This window comes from Neisseria mucosa (genome assembly GCF_003044445.1).
Taxonomy (GTDB): Bacteria; Pseudomonadota; Gammaproteobacteria; order Burkholderiales; family Neisseriaceae; genus Neisseria; species Neisseria mucosa_A.
In genome coordinates this window covers 1-18,250 of sequence record NZ_POWX01000020.1, presented here as the reverse complement: position 1 = coordinate 18,250, position 18,250 = coordinate 1, and the positions used below count along the sequence as shown (strand labels likewise).

Here is an 18,250-nt window from a genome sequence, read left to right as displayed (position 1 = left end):
CTGAAAACGGAGGACGGCATGATTACCATCCAAGACATGATTACCCGCTTCGGCGAGCAGGAGATGGCAGAGCGGTCGAATCACGAAAACTACGAATACATCAACGAAGATGTATTAAACGCGGCAATCGCCGATGCGGAAGAAGAGGCGGCAAGCTACCTTCGGGCGGCGAAACTGTTTTTTACCGGCAACACCGCGCCGCAGGTTTTGAAAATCAAAGTCTGTGACATCGCCCGCTACTACCTCTACGACGACGCGGTAACGGGTATTGTCGAGGAGCGTTATCAGTCGGCGGTCGCTTGGCTCAAGATGGTCGTCAAAAATCCGAATATGCTGGACGAGACCCGCGTATCGGATGACCACAGGCCGTCAACGTGTGCCGTTTATGTCAACGAAATGCCCGATTTGCGGGAATGGCTGAAGGAGTAAGCGATGCGGATTACGGTATCACACAATTTATCGCGCATCGCCCAAAGCCTGAGCCGTCTGTCGGGCAAATTAACGGGCAGCCTTGAAGAACCTTTGCGCGCCATCGGCGGCATCCTCGAATCCTCGACCCGCCGCCGTATCGCCGAAACCAAAACTGCGCCCGACGGCAAACGCTGGGCGGACGTATCCCCCGCTACGGCACAAGCCAAAAACGGACGCGGCGGGATTTTGGTGGACCACGGCAACCTCTTGGCAAGCATTACGCACGAGGCATCGGCAAAAAGCGTGATTACCGGCTCGGTAATGGGCTACTCGGTTTATGTGCAAGAAGGCACGAAAAACATGCCGGCGCGTCCGTTTTTGGGCTTGTCTTCGCAAGATTATCAGGACATCGACGAATTGATGTCCGATTGGCTGGAAGGATTGATTGTCTGATATGGCTTTAAAACAGCATGAAAACTTATTGGCGGTCTATCCCGAAATCCTAGGTCGTCTGAAAACCGTCAAAGGCATTAAGGCGGTCAGGGAAATCGGCGAACTTGCCGAGCTACTCGCCCAAGGCGCGGCGAAACGCAAAGCCGCCCCGCTGGACGGCGCGGTCTATGTCGTTTACGGCGGCTCGACCTTTGCCGACGAGGCGAAAAACGGCAAATACCTCAAATCGACGCTGCACTTTACCTTTGTGTTGGCACGCAGCTATACCGCCAACGGCAAATCCACGCTGTACGAGGTCGGCGAGACCCTGACGGCCATCCAACGGGCGTTTTCAGGTTGGGACGCGGGCGACGAATATGCCGTTACCCCTTTCCGCCGCATCGCCTCGCCATCCATCGAGTATAACGACGGCTTTGCTTTTTACCCTATTTCATTCGCCTGCGACACCGTGCAGGCGGCAAACTAAAGGAGCTGCCACATGGCAAAACAAAACGACCACGGCTTAATCTTTGAGGGTGACGTTAAAGTACGCAACCTCAATCAGAAAGGCTCGGGCTTTATCGACATCGGCAATACCACCGCCCTGACCACGCAGACCAGCGTGGAAACCAAAGAGCGCGTGTCCAAGCAAAAAGGCACCTACGGCAGCGCACTCGACAGCCTGAAAACCGTCAAACCCACCGAAATCGGTCTGAAACTCGATACCTTCGACAAAGACAACCTCGCGCTTGCCCTGATGGGCGAAGCCGCCGTCATCGCGGATACGGCGCAGACCGTTACCGACGAGACCGTAACCATCGGCAAAAAAGGCATGGCGTACAAGCTGGCAAACGGCAACATCGACCCGGCTACCGTCAAAGTCAAAAACAAGTCCAAAGCCAATGTCGACGCCAAGCATTTGGATATTAATGCCGCCTTGGGCATGATTACCGTCCTGCCTACTGCCGACACCGTCAACGACGGCGAAGACATTACCGTCGAATACAAAACCCGTGCATCGGGCGGCTACAAAGTATCCGCGGCCACCTTGTCCCGCTTGGACTTGGAAATCTATGTCGACGGCCGCAACCGCGTTACCGGCGAGGCGGGTATCCTGCACATCCCCCATGCCGTATTGGCTGCGGACGGCAGTATCGACTGGTTTGGTGACGATTTTAACGAAGCCGAATTTAAAGGCACGGCAGTGTTGGCTTCGGGCGAGACCTCGACTTATTCCTTCACGTCGTACAACAACTAAAGATTCGGGCGGCTTATGCGGATTGGCGGGTTCGCCGGTCGGGCTGTCCGATAAACGGCAAAAAGGTCGTCTGAAACGAGCTTCTGCGTGTAGGCGCAGCGGCGTGGAGTTTCAGACGACCTTTTTTTAAACGGGTTTTAAAACAGATTAGAACCGATACAGGGCTGATTTAATCAGGTATCCGCTGACGGCCATAAAGGCGAAAAATTCCAGCAGTTTCATGTCGCGGATGTGCGCCAACATATCGAAACCGAGATACAGCGCGGCGAAACCGAAGAATGCGCCGACGGCGAAAAGTATGGTTAGAGCGAGGGTTTTCATGATTTTCGAACCATTCGTGTAGAAAGTATGGATAAGTCGCACGGGAAAAATGGAGGTAGCTTTGGGAGTTTGTAATGTTCGGAAAATAGAACAAGCATTTTTTCATCGATCAAGTCTGCCTGCGAAACGTATGTTTCCCAGCTAAGGTTTCTCGTCAATTTGACTTTGGCTTCTGCTGCAATTCTAAGGTTTGATGCCCGCGAAGAAGCAGCCTGTAAAAGGATTCGGTACTTATTTCTAGGATTTGGTGTTTCAAATTTTCTCCACCCTTCCTTACGGGCTATTTCTTGGCATTTTTCCAATTTCTTCCATGTGAAATTTTCGTTATTCCGAAGCGTGCAGATATGGTCTGCTGCAGTTTGGGGAGTAGGAAAGGTGCACAGTACGTCATAAATTTGGTCGACATCAAACAGTGCGGACAATCTGTTTTCTGAAAGAATCTGGCGGATTGCCTGTTTGTAGTAGGGTTGCAAATGTTTCATATGCTGACTGTAAGTAAGATTATTTATTTTAAATAGCAAAGGTATCAAAATAATGGCGAATATTCAAGCAGGTTTAGAGATTAAGGCGGGCGTGTCCGGTGCCGAACACATCGACGCGCTGGCGCAGTCCATCGAGGCGGCGGGCATTGATACGGGCAAACTGACGGAAGAAGCGAAAGAGCTGGGCGCGACGCTGGCGAAAGCTCAAGCACAGCAGGCGGCGATTGCGGAATATAAGGCTTTGTCGGCGGAATTGGACAACACCGCCAAAGAAATGCGCGCGCTGGACGAGCTGACCGCGACGTTGGAGAAATCCATGCGCGGCGGCGGTACGCAGCAACAGCAAGCGGATTTGGCGAAACTGCGTGCCGAATCCGAACGGTTGGCAAGAAGCGAAACCGAGCTGACAGGCAAGCTGTATGCCGCCCGCGATGGGATGTCGGTATCGGGCGTATCCGTCAAAAACCTTGCCGCCGAAGAGGCAAGGCTTGCTGTTACCACTGCGGATGCAACGGCAAGATTGGACAAATTATCAGCCGAGGCATCGGAACTTAAAGCCATTGCCGATGCAAAAATCAAACTTGGTATCGATACCGATGAGAAAGCCTTGCGTGAGCTGCAGGAGCTTAAGAAAAGCTATGACCTCTTGAAAAATAGCGGCACGTTAACCAAGGAAGAACTCTCCCGTGCAACAGCCCGCTATAACGATAAAGTGTTCCAGTTGAATAAGAGCTTATCAGATTTGCGTCCTACACTTGCCGACTTTGCCAATGAGTTCCGAGGGGTGGCGAGTGGTGCTGCCGGGCTGACGTACGCTGCTCGTGAGGCGGTGAAATTTGAAAGCGCAATGGCAGGTGTTCGGAAAGTCGTGGACGGCACTCCTGAACAGATCGAACAGTTGGGCGGGCAAGTTAAAAAACTGGCGGTAGAGTTCGGCATGATGCCGGAGAAGATGGCTGAAATCGTTGCCGCCGGCGGTCAGTTAGGTATTGCTGCCGATAAGTTGGATGAATTTGCACGCGTTACCGCGACTATGGCAACCGCATTCGGCCTGACGGCTGAGGAAGCAGGCAATGCCGCCGCAACGATTGCCAACGTGTTCCAGCTTCCGATCGGTGAAGTGGAAAAACTCGGCGATGCCATCAACGTTTTGGGCAACAATACTGCCGCGCGTGAAAAAGACATTGTTGCGGCGATGGCGCGTATCGGCGGTACGGCGAAACAGTTCGGACTTGCCGCCGACGAAGCCGCCGCGCTTGCCGACGCCTTTATCGCTTTGGGCAAACCGCCCGAAGTGGCGGCTACCGCCATCAATGCGCTGTTGCAAAAACTGCAAACCGCGCAAAGCCAAGGCAAAGGTTTCCAAGATGCGCTGCAATCCATCGGAACGTCCGCCGACGAGATGGCGGCAAACATCGCTGCGAACCCGCAACAGGCTCTGACCGAGTTCCTGCATAAACTCGAAGGCTTGGACAAACAAAGCCGCGCCCTGACGCTCTCGCAACTCTTCGGCACGGAATACAGCGACGACATTGCCCTCTTGGTCGGATCGCTTGGTGAATATGAAAAGGCTTTGGGCTTGGTAAACGACCAAGCACAAATACAAGGCGCGATGCAGAAGGAGGCGGCAGCTGCATTAAATACTACCGAAGGGCAAATTAATAAGGCTAAGGCAGCAGTTTCCAATATGGCGGGAGAGCTGGGTGATGCCTTATTGCCTATTTTAAGAATAACGGCATCCACGGTTGAGACGGTTGCAACGGCAATTAGCGATTTCACAAAAGATTTTCCGGTATTGTCCAAGCTGGCGGTTTACTTTGCTGCCGCCCGTGTTGCAATGGAGGCGTATTCTGCAGTTGTGCGTCTTGGTGGCGCTGCTGCATTGAAAAGTTTGGTGTCTCAAAAAACTGCTGTCGATGCGTTGACCGTTTCATATGGTAAAGCCGGTTTGGCGGCTAAAGAATACGGGAGTATTGCATCAGCAGGTGTCGCGGCACAATCAAAAGGGTTGACTGGTTTGGCTTCGGGGTTGTCTTCCCTTGTTGCCCGATGGGGCATTATCGGTACGACGGCAACGATTGTCGGAGAAGCAGTCGGAGGGTTTATTCAGGATTTGTACGAACATATTCCTGGTCTTCGTGCAGTGTTTGACGAGATGGCGCGTCCGATAGCTATGATTGACAGCCTGTTAACGACGGGGAGTTTGGATAAATATCACGAATTTTTCAAAACTGACGCCGAAATCAAGCGCGAACTGGAAGAATCAAACAAACGGTCTGCTGAAGCCGCCGAAAAAGCCGCTGCCGCCAAGAAAAAGGCAGCCGAAGAGGAAGCCGCCGCCGTCAAAGCCCTGCAAGCCGAATATCGTGCCTCCGCTGCCGAACAAGCTGCGTTGGAGCGCAGTATGGCTGCCTTGCGTGCCGACGGGCGCGAAACTGGCGATTTTTACAGCGAGCTGGCGGTCAAGCTGGAAAACGTGCGCGATAAAACCGCCGGACTGAAAGCCGAGCTGGATAAGAAAAACATCAAAATCAGCGCGGATACGGGCGAACTTGCCGAAGCGCAGAAAGCCCTTGAATCTTTGGGGCTGACGGCGGAAGAAGTCACCACCGGTCTGAGTAAGAAAGCATCGGAAGGGATTGCCAACTTTTCCATCGCTGCCAATAAGTTCGGTAACGATGCCGACCAAATGTCGCGTGTATTTCAGGCTGCGTTAAAGCAGATGGACAGCCCCGAAGCGGTCGAAAAACTGAAAGCCGCCTTGGAAGACGCGGGCAAGCAGGCAGGCATGACCGCCGAGGAAATCAAAAAAATCGGCGACGCCGCGCCCGTCGCGTCCGATAAGGTTGCTGACGCATTCGCCAAAATCGGCGTCGACAGCAAAGCCGTGATGACGGGCATCAGCAGCGACGCACGTCAGGCGTTTGCCGACTTTAAGGACGCGTCCGAACAGGCGGCGGCTGCCGGTCAGAAAGATGCCAAACTGATGCAGGCGGCGTTTGAACAGATGATGGGCAAACTCAAAAGCAAGGAGGAGTTCGCCGAGTTCCAACACCAACTCAAAGCCAGCGGCGATGCGGCACTTTTGACACAGGATCAGCTTGCCCGCTTGGGTGACGCGGCTTCAGGCGGCGCAGAAAAAGCCAAAGCCGCCTATCAAGGGCTGAACGATACGGCCGCACAGGCGGGCGAATCCGCCCAAAACGCCCACAACAAAGGCGCGCAGGCGGCGGAAAGCCATGCCCAATCCGTCGGCAAGGTGGTCAAGGCAAACGACGATGCGGCGGCGAGTGCGGAAAAGGCGGCGGCAGCGACCGAAAAAGCCGCCAAAGCCGTAACCGACTACGGCTACCGGCTCAGTCAGACGGGTGGCTACGTCAAGTTCAACAACGAACAGCTTGAATTGATGAACCAAAAATTCAGGGGCGTCAAAATCGGTATGGAAGCAACGCTGCAAATCGGGCGAATGAAGGACTACACCCAGCAGATTTATCTTGCCAACTCCGCCATGCAGCGGTTGAGCGACGCAACGGCGCAGGGTGCGTTGACGCAGGGTGTGTTGAACGATGCAGCCAGTGCGGCTGCGGCGGCTGCCGACAAGCTGGGCAATACCGAGCTGACCAAGTTCCGAAATGCGATTGCCGACGCGCAACGTCGTCTGAACGCGCTACGCCAAGAGGCAAGCGACGCAACCCGCGCCCTTGAGGCAGAGCTTGCCGAACTCAACGGCAACGCCGAAGCGGGCTACGCTTTGCAGCAACAGAAAAAGCTGCGCGAATTGAATCAGAAGCTGGCAAACGCCAAGCAACTGGGACAGGGCGACATTGCCCGCGAATACCAGCGTCAAATCGAATTGCAGCAGCAAATCTACGACCGCCAACGCAACAAGCGCGCCGAATCTGCCGCGCAGGAACGCGCCCGCAGCCAAAACACGGCAAGCGGCAGCAATAACGTGGCGCGTCAGTTGCAGCAAATCGTCAATCCGCAGGTCAACGTCAATACTGACGAGCTTAACCGCCTTTTGGCGCAACGTGACGAAGCAGTCGCCAACAAGGCGGTCGGCAGCCTGATGACGCAACTGGAAAACTCGTTCAAGCGGACGAATTAATCCAAGCGGCAAATACAAACCCGACTGCAACCATGCCAAGCCCCGATTTTCGGGGCTTTTGCTTTAATGGGGTTTTATATTTAGGCAAAGGTCGTCTGAAATGGCCGATTGGATTTTAAAGCGTAAAGACACCGGCGCAAGCGTCCGCCTGCCGCAGGATATGCGCTGGGAGGATGAATTTGGTTGGAACAAGGTGGCACAGGCCGCGCCGCAGCGCACTCTGTCGGGCGGTTTAGTCATCCAGCAGGGAATTAAGGCAAACGGTCGCCCGATTACGTTGTCGGGCGATTGGGTATGGCTGGACTTGGGGTCTTTGCGTACTTTGCGCGACTGGACGGACGTCCCCGAATTGGAAATGACGTTGTCCCATTACGACGGGCGCGAATTTAATGTCATTTGGCGCACGCATGATGCGGCTTTGGGCAACGTCGAGCCGGTGCGGTACTCGACGCCCGAGGCGGACAGCGAGCGATACACCGCCAAACTCTGCCTGATGACGTTTTAAGGTCGTCTGAAAGCAGGTTTAAACAGGATTTAAAAAGGTTTCAAAATGGAAAAAACAACGCGCCTGACGCAACAGGATTTGCAGATTTACCCCAGCCAGCGCATGACCGACACGCCTGACGGCGGCGGTTTGATGGTGGGTCAGCCGCTGACTGGCGAGGATAACGAGATATTCCCGCCCGTCTCGGACGTTGACCGCACAATGGGCAGCCTGGACGCGCGCCTGCTCTACCCTGCCGTATTGCGCAATGATTCCGAGCCGCTCTATGGCGGGCATTTCGTCATTACCGAGCCACCGACTTCTGAGAACGTGTCTTTTTTGGCGTTTAAAGCGCGCAACTACGGCGAGAGCCGCGCGGATATTATGCCGCGTATTGAGGCGTATTCCGTGCCGACGGTGGAGAGTCGCATGACGCTGATGGGTCGCCATTTGGCGGGCGTGCGCCTTGTGCAGGCATATCAGCGCGAAGAAGCCCCGCTGCCTAAAGTGGGCGAGCGGTATTGCTTACAATACGAAGACAAAACCAATGCCAAGACCGAACGGATTACCGAATATTTCCGCATCGCCAACCTGACGCACGAAATGCGGACGTTTGAAATCCCCTCGGCTGGTGGGCAGACCAAAGAAATCCGCCGCCGCGTCGTCAAAATGGAGACGACCAACCCGCTGACGCGCGACTTTGACGGCGTGGACTACCCCGTCGAGGGCTATGCGGGCAACAAGGTCAAGATTTTGGAAACGCAGGTCGCCGATTCGGCAAGCTATTACGGCGTCAAACCCGTTTCAGACGACCTTAAGGCGGGCGATGCGTCGCTGACGGTTGCCAGCATTTACGAAAAGCTGGTTCCCACTTCGACGGTGGAGACGCCGTATGCCGACCAATATCCCGTTGCGGGCGATATGTGGGTGGCTGCCGCGCCTGAAAAACAGGTGTTTCACGGTTATGTATCGGGCGGTACGCTGACGATGCCCCATTCGCTCCTGCCGGGCAGCATCAAAATCGGCAACTACAAAGACAATGCGCAGGGGCAGTTGGTCTCCGGCGACAACATCATCCAAGCGGACTATGAAAAAGGCCGCCTGAGCGGCATCCCAAGCGGGACTTATACCGTTTCCGCCATCCCCGCCGCCAAATCATCGGCGGCGCGGTTTGCCTTTGCCGTTGACATCAAAGAGACCAACCAAGGCACGGCGTTTGCGCCGCTGCTGACACCCGCCCCCGCCGCGGGCAGCCTGAAAGTGTCGTTTATGGCGTTGGGCGTTTGGTATCTGCTCGCCGATTCGGGCGACGGCGTGTTGCGCGATGAAGCAGGCAAGGCGGTAGGCACGGTGTCGTCAACTACCGGCTCTGTCGTGCTTAATCTGCCCGTATTGCCCGATGTCGGCAGCCGCCTTGTGTTCCAATGGGGCGGGATTTCGGGGTTTGCCTCGTCCGACGGCGGTAAGACGGGGACGGCAGCGACGCCGAAACCCGCAGAAAGTAAATGCACCTATGGCTTGGGTCATCCCATCAAGCCGGGTACGTTGGTATTGACTTGGGAGGACAGCGGCACCAAAACCGCCCGCGACGACGGAAACGGCAGTCTGACGGGTGATATGCAGGGGTCGGTGGATTACCTCAACGGCGTGATTTCGACCGCCCGCTACATCAACAGCAACACAGTCGAATACACCTGCGAAGAGACGCGCCGAATCAGCGCAAGCGTGGTCGGCGGCGCAGGCTACGGCATGACGGCGGAGGATAAAGGGGCGCATTGGGAGCTGGTATTTAAAGACTCTTTGCCTAATCAGTCGGTCTTCAGGCTGGATGTCAAGGGCGAAGTGTCTGAGGAGACGGAGTACACAGTGCCGAATTGGTATGGCGCATCGTTTAGACAAACATTTTAATGGTGGGATTTATGTCTAATTATTTGGGAAAAGAAATTAAATCAGGTACGGCGCGTATCAGTCTGCTCGCAGTCAAAGGCGGTTGGAAAGCGGGTAAAAACACCGTGCAGGGTATCCGCTGGGACGGCGGCAAGCTGATTGTGCCTAAATCCGCGTTGCGGGTGGAGGCATTGGCTTGGGCGACCAAGTCTTATTCGACTTTGGGTGCCGCATGGCGCGCGCAGGAAAAAGACGCGACCGCCAAGAAAACCGTCGATATGTCCTTCAGCGACTGGAATGCGGAATTTTTGTCCGCCGACTCGTCCCATGCCAAGCCCCGAAGCGGGCGTCTGGCAGGCGGGCTGACATTTAATGTCTTGATTGACTTTGACCAAGGCAGCACCTGCATCTTTAATTCATGGTCTTTTTCAGACGGGACGACCGAAATCGTCGAATACGGCGGAACGCTTTATAAAAACTGGGATGCAGGCATAGGTAGCGGCGAAAATATCGGCACATTGTCCGCATCGGGCGAGGTGTCCATCAACGACCCTGCCATCAAATTCCAAAGCCTCAAGGTAACGGGCGGGGTTGTCCGTTTGCCGCAGGTTAAGATTTTCTCTTATGCAGGGCGTACCCCCGCCGCGCCGGTCAAGCCCGAAAGCTTTACCGTTTATGCCAACAACGGCGACATCGTAGGTCGAAGCAATGCCGAAGGCAATATCGAAGGCGGCATCACGGGGAAAATCGACTACGAGACAGGTTTCTACGAAATTACCCGCACCGCAGGCTTTTATCCCGAAGAGCTGCGATACAACGCCGTAACCCAAGACAACCTGCCCTTGGATTCGTCGATTATCGGCATCGATGCCGTGCGCCTGCCTGCCGACGGACGCGTCCCCGTGTTCCGCAAGGGCGACATGATTGTGATTTCCAACCGGCTCAAGCAGGATTTGGGCAGCGCGTTTACCGCCGCCCAGAAAATTACGCTCAACCGTCAAAACCTAGACCGCCTCTGCTTGGTCGACAGCAAGGGCAAACACGTCCTCGCCGAAAAATACACGGCAGACCTCAAGGCGGGCAGCATTACCTTCGGCGAGCCGTTGGACTTGTCGCAATACGCCCTGCCGCTGACCGCTGTGTGCGCGTGGGAAGAAGAAAACCGCATTACGGGCGTCGATATTTCGGGTCGTCTGAAACTGCAATTTGCCATTTCGCGCGCCTACCCCAAAGCAGGGACTTACGTTTCGTCCGCCCTGATCGGCGGCGATTTGCTGGTACGCGCGACCGAGCCGTTTTCACAACAGGCATGGGACAACGTTTGGGCGGATTCGCGCCGCGGCGATCCGATTTTGGCAAAGGCAAATGTCAAAGACTACCCGATCAAACTCACCAGCAACGGCGCGATTACCGAGCGTTGGCTGATTAGATTCACTACTGCCAACCAATTCGAGCTATACGGCGAGCAGCTCGGCTTGGTCGCCAAGAGCGATACCCTGACCGACCTCGCCCCCACCAATCCCGCCACGGGTAAGCCGTACTTTACGATTAAATCGACAGCGTTCGGCGGCGGATGGGCGGCTCAAAACTGCATCCGTTTCAACACCTACGGCACGCCGCTTCCTGTGTGGATTCTCCGCAGCGTACAGCCTTCGCCCGACAGGCAGGAAGGGCGCGACGGCTTCACCGCCTGCTTGCGCGGTAATACGGTCGCTGAGTAGGCGCAACAAATAAAGGTCGTCTGAAGGCGTTTCAGACGACCTTTTAACTACCGTTTATTTATTTTATATGCCGTTTGTTTTAAAATGCTGTTGATATTTTTTAAACGGAGTAATAGGGATGAAAAAAATTATATTAATAGCTACGTTGACTGCGCTTGCAGCGGGCGGCTTGGCAGGCTGCGGGAAAAGCAAAGAAGAAATCGAACTGGAGCGTGAAAAGATTGCATTACAGCGCGAAAAGTTACAACAACTTCGAGAATCGAAACAAGATAGACCGATTGCTGCACCGCAGCCCGAAAAAGTGGAGGCGCAGACAAAAAAAGACGTTCAGCCTGAGCCTGCACGGGAGAGCGTAACAGTCAATGTCAATCAGGCGGAGCAGCAGGCAGAAGTCAGACGGGTAAGCAAAGCCGTCATGATTTCAAACGCCAAAACATACTTCTCCGAGAGTGTGCTGCGAAGTGTCGAGGCGCGTTATAAGGACGGGGAAAGTATTTTGTGCGGAGAGGTACTTTGGGATAAAGCCAACTGGCGGCGTTTTGTACAAGTCAACTCGTACAACGACAAAGACGGCAAAATAATGACACAAAACTATTTTGACAAAGATTATTCACACGAATTTTCCGACACCATCTGGCGGGAATATTGCCGCTGATACAAGTGCCCGACTGCAACCATGCCAAGCCCCGATTTTCGGGGCTTTTGCTTTAATAAGGCTTTATTTTTAAAGCAAAGGTCGTCTGAAATGTTTAATACTGAAAAGGTGCCGGTTAAGGTTTACCGCTGGGATGATGCGGATGCGCCGAAGGTGTTGCCTGCAGAAGGGGATATTAAAACCATTTTAAAGGCCTGTCTGGTAACGGGCTATGGCGAAAATGAAAACCGCAAAGAGCCGCTGGGCTGGGAGATATTGCACGAAAACGGCAACGACGCCTGCTTCAGAAGTAAACATGATAAGTCAACAAAATGGGCATTGGGCGTGCATGGTAATGCAAAGTATGGGGGATGCAACGTTGTCGCGCTAAAAAATCCAGTCTCTGCGAAAAAAGGTGAGGTTGAGGTCACTCAAGAAGCTGGAAAGATAAAGTTTGCGTACGCCAATTACAATTATTTTGATCGAGATAGTCAGATTAAATGGGTTGTGGTTGGGCATGAGCGTACATTTTTATTGGTGATCCTGAATGAATATTATTCGACCATTTGCCCGCATTTATACTTTGGAGATTTCCCAAGTTTGGCTGCTGCTGATAGTAATAATTGTATTTTATCTTTTGTCGGTGCAGAAAGATATTTGAGCAACGGAACAAACCCTGTTTATAACCTCATTGTCCGCGACTATAAAGGCGATGAGGCAGTATCTGCCAATTATTCATTTAAATCCATGGCCAGCTATGTAGTAAATTATCCGAATCCAATAACCATGGGGTTTTGCGCCGACGATATATATCTTTCAGAAGGTGAATCTAACCAGATTAAACTGAGAGGATTACTTGCCGGTTTGTGGATCACAATGGAGCTAATGCCTGGAAGTGACGAATTGGAGTTTGGTAAGATTTATCATAATTTAGATGGCACCGAGGGCGAATGGATGTATTTCAGAGGGTTTAATGCCCGAGGTTTTTTGATAAATCTGAAAGAATGGGAAATCTAAATGGCTGATTTGATTTTTAAAAGCCGCGCTGTAACTAAATTCGGCGCGCGTCGCTCAAAAATCGAAAGCTATGCCGTCAAAAGCCGTGCCATCCGTTCTCCTCATGTTAAATACGGCGGGCGCGGTTATATCGCCGGAGAGGCGGAAGGGATTGTTACCGTTGGTGGACAACCTGCCTCAAGGCGAATCTACCTGTTCGCCCGCTCTAATATGGAATGCATCGCCGATACTTGGAGCAAAGACGACGGCAGCTACCGTTTCGACCACCTGAAGGAAGACGAGGAGTATCTGATGGTGGCGACGGATTATAAAAAACAATACGAGCCTGTCTCCTATGATTTTATCAAGCCCTACGTCGATACTGACGGCGGATAAGGTCGTCTGAAATGTCTGACGATAAATCCAAAACCTATGCCGATTCCGCGCGGATTCCGCTGCCTTTCGGGGCGTTGATTGCAGAGCGTAAGCCGTCAAACCGTTTGGCAATCCCGTTTGTCCGACCGCTGCGCCATATTGCGGCGGGCGGGACGGTTGCGCCGATTGAGCCGCCTAAGCCCAAACCGCCCGAACCTTACGCGCCGCCGGCAGGCTATGCCGCTGTATCGGGTGAGTGGGGGTTTGTTTTACATGAGGCGGGGACAGGGTTGGCTTGTTTGTCCGGTGGTTTTGCGGGCGGTAGCGCGGCAATCGGGATGTCGGGCGTGTCGGTCGAGGCTGTTGACGTTGCCCATTGTTTTCAGACGACCTTTGAGGCGATGGCCGCGCTTGAGGGTCGTCTGAAAGCGCAGTCCGAGCCGTCGTTTGCGGTTTTGGCTTGTGCGTCCGGTATTCAAAGCGCGATGGACGGGCTGGACGGCTGCTCCGGCGTGAACACGACAGCCAGCCTGTTTTTAACGGGCTGCGGCGGCGATGCGCAGGCGGCTCAGGCGGGCGAGCTATTGGAAAGCCACGCGGACAGCACGTTTTCAGACGACGCTTTGTTGGTCGGTTGTTTGCAGTCGGACATCCTCGCGGCGGCGGATTTGGCGCGTTGTTTCAACCCTAAATCCCTGCCAGCCGTTGCCGTACCTTGCGAATACTATGAGATTCCGGTCGAGCCGGAGCCGGTTCCCGAAACCTACGTCTGCGGCATCCGCCCGCCGTCAAACCGCCTTGCTTTGCGGTTTTACCGCAGGAAAATTGCGCACGACCCGCGCCATATCCCGCTGCCGTTCGCCTGTTTCGATACGGCAAAAACCCCTGTTTTAAACGGATACATCATGCAAAACACCGTCAAAGCCACGGCGGACGGGCAGCCGATTGGGTTGTTTTCCGCCTCGTTTACCGCCGATACGGGCGGCTATTGCTGGCAAGGCAGCCTGACCGTATCGCCCGAGGATTTCGCCAAAATCAATCCCGACGCACGCGCAAAGGGCGAGGAAGCGCAAATCAAGGTGCAAATCAACGCGGACACTTTTGTCATCCTCGCCGAGGATTACAGCGACAACCGCAGATTCGGGCAAAAAAGCTATACGGTAACGGGCAGGAGCGTTACCGCCCGCTTGGGCGCGGACTATGCGCCCAAAGGCAGCGGCACATACCGCAACCCTATCTACGCGCAACAAATCGCCACGGAGGTCTTGAGACCGACGGGCGTGGGCTTGGACGGATGGACGATGGCGGATTGGTTGATTCCTGCCGACGTGTATGCGTTGACGGACAAAACGCCGATGGCGGTATTGCAAGAGCTGGCGCAGACGGCGGGCGGGTTTATCGAGAGCGACCGCGCCAAGCCTGCCCTGCGGTTTAAGCCGAAGTGGAAAACTGCGGCTTGGGAGGTGGCTCAAGCGGCGGCAGACGTTACCGTGCCTGCCAGTGTGATTTACAGCATCAGCGGGCAGCGTAACATGTCCGAGCGGGCGAACGGGATTTATGTTTGGCCGAGCCATAACAAGGGCAAGGGCGCGGACGTGTACCGCAACGGCAGCAACCGCGAGCCGCGCGCCTCTGCATTGACCCACGCGCTTTATACCGACCAGCCTGTTTTGCTTGCCGCAGGCGTTGCCGCCTTGAGCGCGACGGGCGTCCACAAGCGCGAGACCGTGTCTTTGCCTGTGTCAGACAAATACGCGATTCCGATGGCTAATTTAGGCGAGATTTGGCAAATCAGCGAGCCGTCAGGCAACTGGCAGGGCGTGGTTGTTGGCGTATCGGTCGAGATCAAAATCGAAAACGACGCGCCTGTCGTTACTCAAAATGTCAGCATCGACCGCTATTTGGACGAGTGATTAAAGCTGTTTTAAGACTGCTTTAAAGGTCGTCTGAAAGCCATGTTCAGACGACCTTTTATCTATTTGTTGGGAGTAACAAAATGACCAATCTGTATCAAAACCTGACGGCACTGCTCAACCGCGAGCAGCGCGGCATCGCCAAAATAACGGGCGATTTGGGCGGCGGCTCATGGGCGGCACAAACGCAAAGTGGCGGAAATATCGTCTTGAGCGGCCAGGCTGCCTTAAATCAACGGGTCTTCTACGATGTCCGCACCAACCGCATCATCAGCCAAGCCCCCGACGCTGCTGTTTTGGAGTTGGGCGTGTAGTGTTGAGTGCAGGCTCGCCGCCCGGGCGGTGGGCGATGGTCTGGGATAATTTGCTTTATTTTGAGGGTGTGATGAGTACCGATATTCTGCGCTTCAAACGGGGCGAGACCGTTGAAATCAGCGTTATCTTCGATGTTTTGGACGACTTGGGGATTTCTGCCCTGACCGGCGTGACCGCTGCCGCCGAACTTCGGCGCAAACATACTAAGGAGACGGTTGCCCGCTTTCAGACGACCCTTTACCCCGAAATACGCTTAGTGCTGTTGCGCTTGGATGCCGATGTGTGTCGAGGTTTGACAGAGGGGCATTACGTTTTTGATTTGCAGTTTATTCGCCGCTCTGACGGCTTGGTGCAATACAGCGGAGATATTCCGCTGGAGATTTTAAAGAGTACGAGCAATGTTGGGTAAGTTTCGAGTTTTTAAGGGTAATTTGGAAAATGCCGCGCATCGGTACGATGACGACTTGTATCGGACGTGGTTGATACAGCCCGAAAATCAAGGCAAATCATTTGAGGACTTCACCCGATGGCTTGCCGACGTTAAAAGCGAGGATGCGGGCGAAGCCCCTGATTTCGTCGCAAGATTTATTTTGGCAACTTCATAAGGCAGATAAAAAATGACATTAAGACAACGTATAGACGCGCTGGTGGACGCTATTGGCGCAAAATTCAAAGAGGTTATCGGTAAAATCGGCTCGACAGATATGCTGCAAACTACGGAGCGCGGCAGCGTGGTCGGCGCGGTCAACGAGCTTAAAACCCGTATTGACAACATCGGCAGCGGTAACGGCGGCGCAGCGATTGACGATACTGCGCCTGCGGCTGATAAGACTTACTCCAGCCAGAAGGTCGATTCGCTGATTGATGCGGCAAAAACGGCTGTCAAATCAGAGATTTTAGACGGCGCGGACGCGGCATACGATACGCTGGCGGAAGTTGCCAAGTATATTGAGCAGGATAAAACCGGCGCGGCCGCGCTTTCGGAAGCGGTTGCCAAACGCCTGCGTATCGATGAGGCGCAAGTTTTGACACAGGCGCAAAAAACCGCAGTCGAAACCACGCTCAATCTTGGCGATACGGATACTGACTTTGTGGCTAAATTTAATCAGGCGTTACAGTCATGACCTTAGTCGAGCGTTTTAAGCTGTTTGTCGATGCCGTTGCCGCTCAGTTTAAAGCGCAGGCGGCGGAAATCAGCAAACTACAATCTGCGCAAGGTGGCGGTAAAAAAGAGTATCGGGAAATGTATATCCCACGATCGGACATTAAATTTCCAGAGGGAAATGGCAACAATAAGTGGATTACCATTCCATTTGATGTTCCTTTTTCCGAACGTCCGATGGTCAATGTTGTGCTGGATATACAAGACCAAATGGCACGGGTCTTTTATGTGGGCAATATAACAACGGAAGGGTTCGATATAGGCATAAACTATGCGCCGGCACTCAAGGGCGTGTGGTATCAGGCTTGGATTGTTGATAAATAGGCAAGGGAAAAGGTCGTCTGAATACCGGCGACCTCAATAGGGAGATTTAAAAAAATCAGTGGGACGGCGACGTAGCGGTGCGGCAACACCGCTACGCCAGCCAAGCAGTTCGCGCCTGCATTGACTTCTAAGGCCGCCTTAGTCTCGCGAGACCGAGGCATTCTATCTGATACAGGAGTGGATGCAAATGCAAATTTATCGTGAGTTACGCTGCAAATTTTGCGGCAAATTGCTGGCAAAAGGCAGTGGTTTCGTACAAATAAAATGCACGCGCTGCAAAAATATCAATTCTTTCAGTTGATTATAAAATCTAAGAATGCCGTCGAGCATCATATTAATCTGATTCAGAGCGTCGTCGAATGCCAATTTAGGAGTATATATGATGCAAAAACCGCAACAATCTTTACCCATCATTCCTTGGATGGGCGGGAAACGACGATTGGCAAAACACTTGTTACCCATGTTTCCTGAGCATTCCTGCTATGTCGAGCTGTTTTCAGGCGGCGCGGCATTGTTCTTTCTTCGGGAAACACCCGCCAAAGTGGAAGTTTTAAACGATATCAACGGACAACTCGTCAACCTATACCGCGTGGTACAACACCATTTTGACGAGTTCGTCCGCCAGTTTGAGTGGACACTGACAAGCCGAGAGGTCTTTGCCCGCCTGCAAAGTACACCGCCTGATTGCATGACCGATATTCAACGAGCTGCCCGGTTCTTTTATTTGCAGCACAATGCCTTCGGTGGCAAGACCGTCCATCAACATTTTGGCACGGCTACCACGTCAAAAGCGTGGGATGCATCGCAAATCAAAGCTAAATTAAAGGCTGCTAAAGACCGTTTAAAAGGTGTTTATATAGAATGCGAACCGTGGGAGCGTTGTTTAAAACGATATGACCGCGAACACACTTTCTTTTACGCTGATCCACCATATTGGCAGACCGCTGGCTACGATAGTGCTTTTGATTGGTCTCAATATGAGCTGCTGGCAAAGGTAATGGCGGAGAGCAAGGGTAAGGTCATGTTATCCATCAATGACCGCCCTGATATACTGGCGTTGTTTAAAGATTTTCGTATTACTCAACTGGAGTTAGCTTATACTGTAGGCAGGGATAAGACGGGTAAAACCAGTGGCGAATTGGTTATTTGTAACTGGTAAAACAAAAGCGACGTTTTCGTCGCTTTTCTTATATTCTGCTATTCGATATAGTGCAAAAGCTGTCGTAACTTTTAAAACGCACCTAGTGCAAAAGTTAATGTAACAAAGTGCAAAAGGCGGCGGCGGCTTACAATGGGACGGCGTTTTTAGCTTTTGTGTTTGCAGGTGCGGGCGCGACGGTTGCTTCGGCCTTCAGTTTGGAGAAGATACCCTCGCCGATGCCTTTAACGTTTTTGAGCTCTTCCACCGATTTGAAGGCACCATGCTG

The 18,250-nt window shown here is 53.3% G+C and carries 21 protein-coding genes and 1 pseudogene; 18 read left to right on the top strand and 4 right to left on the bottom strand.

All coding sequences use genetic code 11. The annotated features are described in order from the left end of the window. The first annotated feature begins 18 nt into the window (after nt 1–18). Genes DBY90_RS10415 through DBY90_RS10400 form a run of 4 tightly spaced genes read left to right on the top strand, consistent with a single transcriptional unit; the run spans nt 19 to nt 2,101 of the window. Nucleotides 19–429, top strand: coding sequence for a phage protein Gp36 family protein (locus DBY90_RS10415; protein ID WP_107987156.1), 411 nt, complete (start codon nt 19–21; stop codon nt 427–429). A gap of 3 nt (nt 430–432) precedes the next feature. Continuing rightward, complete coding sequence (locus DBY90_RS10410) at nt 433–864, top strand: phage virion morphogenesis protein (RefSeq protein ID WP_107987154.1); 432 nt, start codon at nt 433–435, stop codon at nt 862–864. Between the two features lies 1 nt (nt 865). Next, nucleotides 866–1,330 (top strand): phage tail terminator protein, encoded by a 465-nt coding sequence (locus DBY90_RS10405; RefSeq protein ID WP_107987152.1) that lies wholly within the window; start codon nt 866–868, stop codon nt 1,328–1,330. 12 nt (nt 1,331–1,342) lie between these two features. Beyond that, nucleotides 1,343–2,101, top strand: a complete 759-nt coding sequence (locus DBY90_RS10400; protein WP_107987150.1) for a phage tail tube protein — start codon at nt 1,343–1,345, stop codon at nt 2,099–2,101. Nucleotides 2,102–2,248: 147 nt separating this feature from the next. Here DBY90_RS10400 and DBY90_RS10395 read toward each other — a convergent pair whose 3' ends face one another. Together DBY90_RS10395 and DBY90_RS10390 are read right to left on the bottom strand one after the other, a co-directional pair. Continuing rightward, nucleotides 2,249–2,422 (bottom strand): hypothetical protein, encoded by a 174-nt coding sequence (locus DBY90_RS10395; protein ID WP_003741304.1) that lies wholly within the window; start codon nt 2,420–2,422, stop codon nt 2,249–2,251. After that, a complete protein-coding gene (locus DBY90_RS10390; RefSeq protein ID WP_049226972.1) occupies nt 2,419–2,904 on the bottom strand; it encodes a hypothetical protein in 486 nt (161 codons plus the stop codon). The genes DBY90_RS10395 and DBY90_RS10390 overlap by 4 nt, the downstream gene beginning before the upstream one ends. A gap of 52 nt (nt 2,905–2,956) precedes the next feature. Here DBY90_RS10390 and DBY90_RS10385 point away from each other — a divergent pair, with 52 nt between their 5' ends. The 12 genes from DBY90_RS10385 (at nt 2,957) to DBY90_RS10325 (ending at nt 16,823) form a co-directional block, all read left to right on the top strand. After that, a complete protein-coding gene (locus DBY90_RS10385; RefSeq protein WP_107987148.1) occupies nt 2,957–7,012 on the top strand; it encodes a phage tail tape measure protein in 4,056 nt (1,351 codons plus the stop codon). A gap of 100 nt (nt 7,013–7,112) precedes the next feature. Next, complete coding sequence (locus DBY90_RS10380) at nt 7,113–7,517, top strand: hypothetical protein (RefSeq protein WP_107987146.1); 405 nt, start codon at nt 7,113–7,115, stop codon at nt 7,515–7,517. 45 nt (nt 7,518–7,562) lie between these two features. Continuing rightward, complete coding sequence (locus tag DBY90_RS10375; RefSeq protein ID WP_107987144.1) at nt 7,563–9,404, top strand: hypothetical protein; 1,842 nt, start codon at nt 7,563–7,565, stop codon at nt 9,402–9,404. An 11-nt stretch (nt 9,405–9,415) separates the two neighbouring features. After that, nucleotides 9,416–11,104, top strand: a complete 1,689-nt coding sequence (locus DBY90_RS10370; RefSeq protein ID WP_107987218.1) for a hypothetical protein — start codon at nt 9,416–9,418, stop codon at nt 11,102–11,104. 118 nt (nt 11,105–11,222) lie between these two features. Continuing rightward, nucleotides 11,223–11,759 (top strand): hypothetical protein, encoded by a 537-nt coding sequence (locus DBY90_RS10365; protein WP_107987142.1) that lies wholly within the window; start codon nt 11,223–11,225, stop codon nt 11,757–11,759. Nucleotides 11,760–11,849: 90 nt separating this feature from the next. Then, complete coding sequence (locus tag DBY90_RS10360; RefSeq protein WP_107987140.1) at nt 11,850–12,755, top strand: hypothetical protein; 906 nt, start codon at nt 11,850–11,852, stop codon at nt 12,753–12,755. Next, nucleotides 12,756–13,130, top strand: coding sequence for a hypothetical protein (locus DBY90_RS10355; protein ID WP_107987138.1), 375 nt, complete (start codon nt 12,756–12,758; stop codon nt 13,128–13,130). It begins immediately after the preceding gene. A gap of 11 nt (nt 13,131–13,141) precedes the next feature. Further along, a complete protein-coding gene (locus DBY90_RS10350) occupies nt 13,142–15,022 on the top strand; it encodes a hypothetical protein (protein ID WP_234405137.1) in 1,881 nt (626 codons plus the stop codon). A gap of 83 nt (nt 15,023–15,105) precedes the next feature. Beyond that, nucleotides 15,106–15,336: a hypothetical protein gene (locus DBY90_RS10345; protein ID WP_016687368.1), complete on the top strand. Its 231-nt coding sequence runs from the start codon at nt 15,106–15,108 to the stop codon at nt 15,334–15,336. Between the two features lie 71 nt (nt 15,337–15,407). Then, nucleotides 15,408–15,746, top strand: a complete 339-nt coding sequence (locus DBY90_RS10340) for a hypothetical protein (RefSeq protein ID WP_107987214.1) — start codon at nt 15,408–15,410, stop codon at nt 15,744–15,746. A gap of 208 nt (nt 15,747–15,954) precedes the next feature. Next, nucleotides 15,955–16,461: a hypothetical protein gene (locus DBY90_RS10330; protein ID WP_107987136.1), complete on the top strand. Its 507-nt coding sequence runs from the start codon at nt 15,955–15,957 to the stop codon at nt 16,459–16,461. After that, nucleotides 16,458–16,823 carry an H-type lectin domain-containing protein gene (locus DBY90_RS10325; RefSeq protein ID WP_107987134.1) on the top strand — a complete coding sequence of 122 codons (366 nt, stop codon included), beginning with the start codon at nt 16,458–16,460 and terminating at the stop codon, nt 16,821–16,823. Before DBY90_RS10330 ends, DBY90_RS10325 begins: the two co-directional genes overlap by 4 nt. On the opposite strand, the gene DBY90_RS12970 is transcribed toward DBY90_RS10325, so the two are convergent. Continuing rightward, on the bottom strand, nt 16,799–16,984 hold the full coding sequence (locus tag DBY90_RS12970; protein WP_185952204.1) for a hypothetical protein: 186 nt from the start codon (nt 16,982–16,984) through the stop codon (nt 16,799–16,801). The two genes, DBY90_RS10325 and DBY90_RS12970, sit on opposite strands and share 25 nt — an antisense overlap. A 20-nt stretch (nt 16,985–17,004) precedes the next feature. On the opposite strand from DBY90_RS12970, the gene DBY90_RS10320 reads away from it, so the two are divergent. Both DBY90_RS10320 and DBY90_RS10315 read left to right on the top strand, forming a co-directional pair. Further along, nucleotides 17,005–17,124 carry a Com family DNA-binding transcriptional regulator gene (locus DBY90_RS10320; protein WP_016687373.1) on the top strand — a complete coding sequence of 40 codons (120 nt, stop codon included), beginning with the start codon at nt 17,005–17,007 and terminating at the stop codon, nt 17,122–17,124. A 78-nt stretch (nt 17,125–17,202) separates the two neighbouring features. Then, entirely contained in the window at nt 17,203–17,982 is a 780-nt protein-coding gene (locus DBY90_RS10315; protein ID WP_107987132.1) for a DNA adenine methylase, read from the top strand. A 127-nt stretch (nt 17,983–18,109) separates the two neighbouring features. On the opposite strand, the pseudogene DBY90_RS10310 reads toward DBY90_RS10315, so the two are convergent. Beyond that, a pseudogene (locus DBY90_RS10310) lies at nt 18,110–18,250 on the bottom strand (helix-hairpin-helix domain-containing protein); the annotation flags it as partial.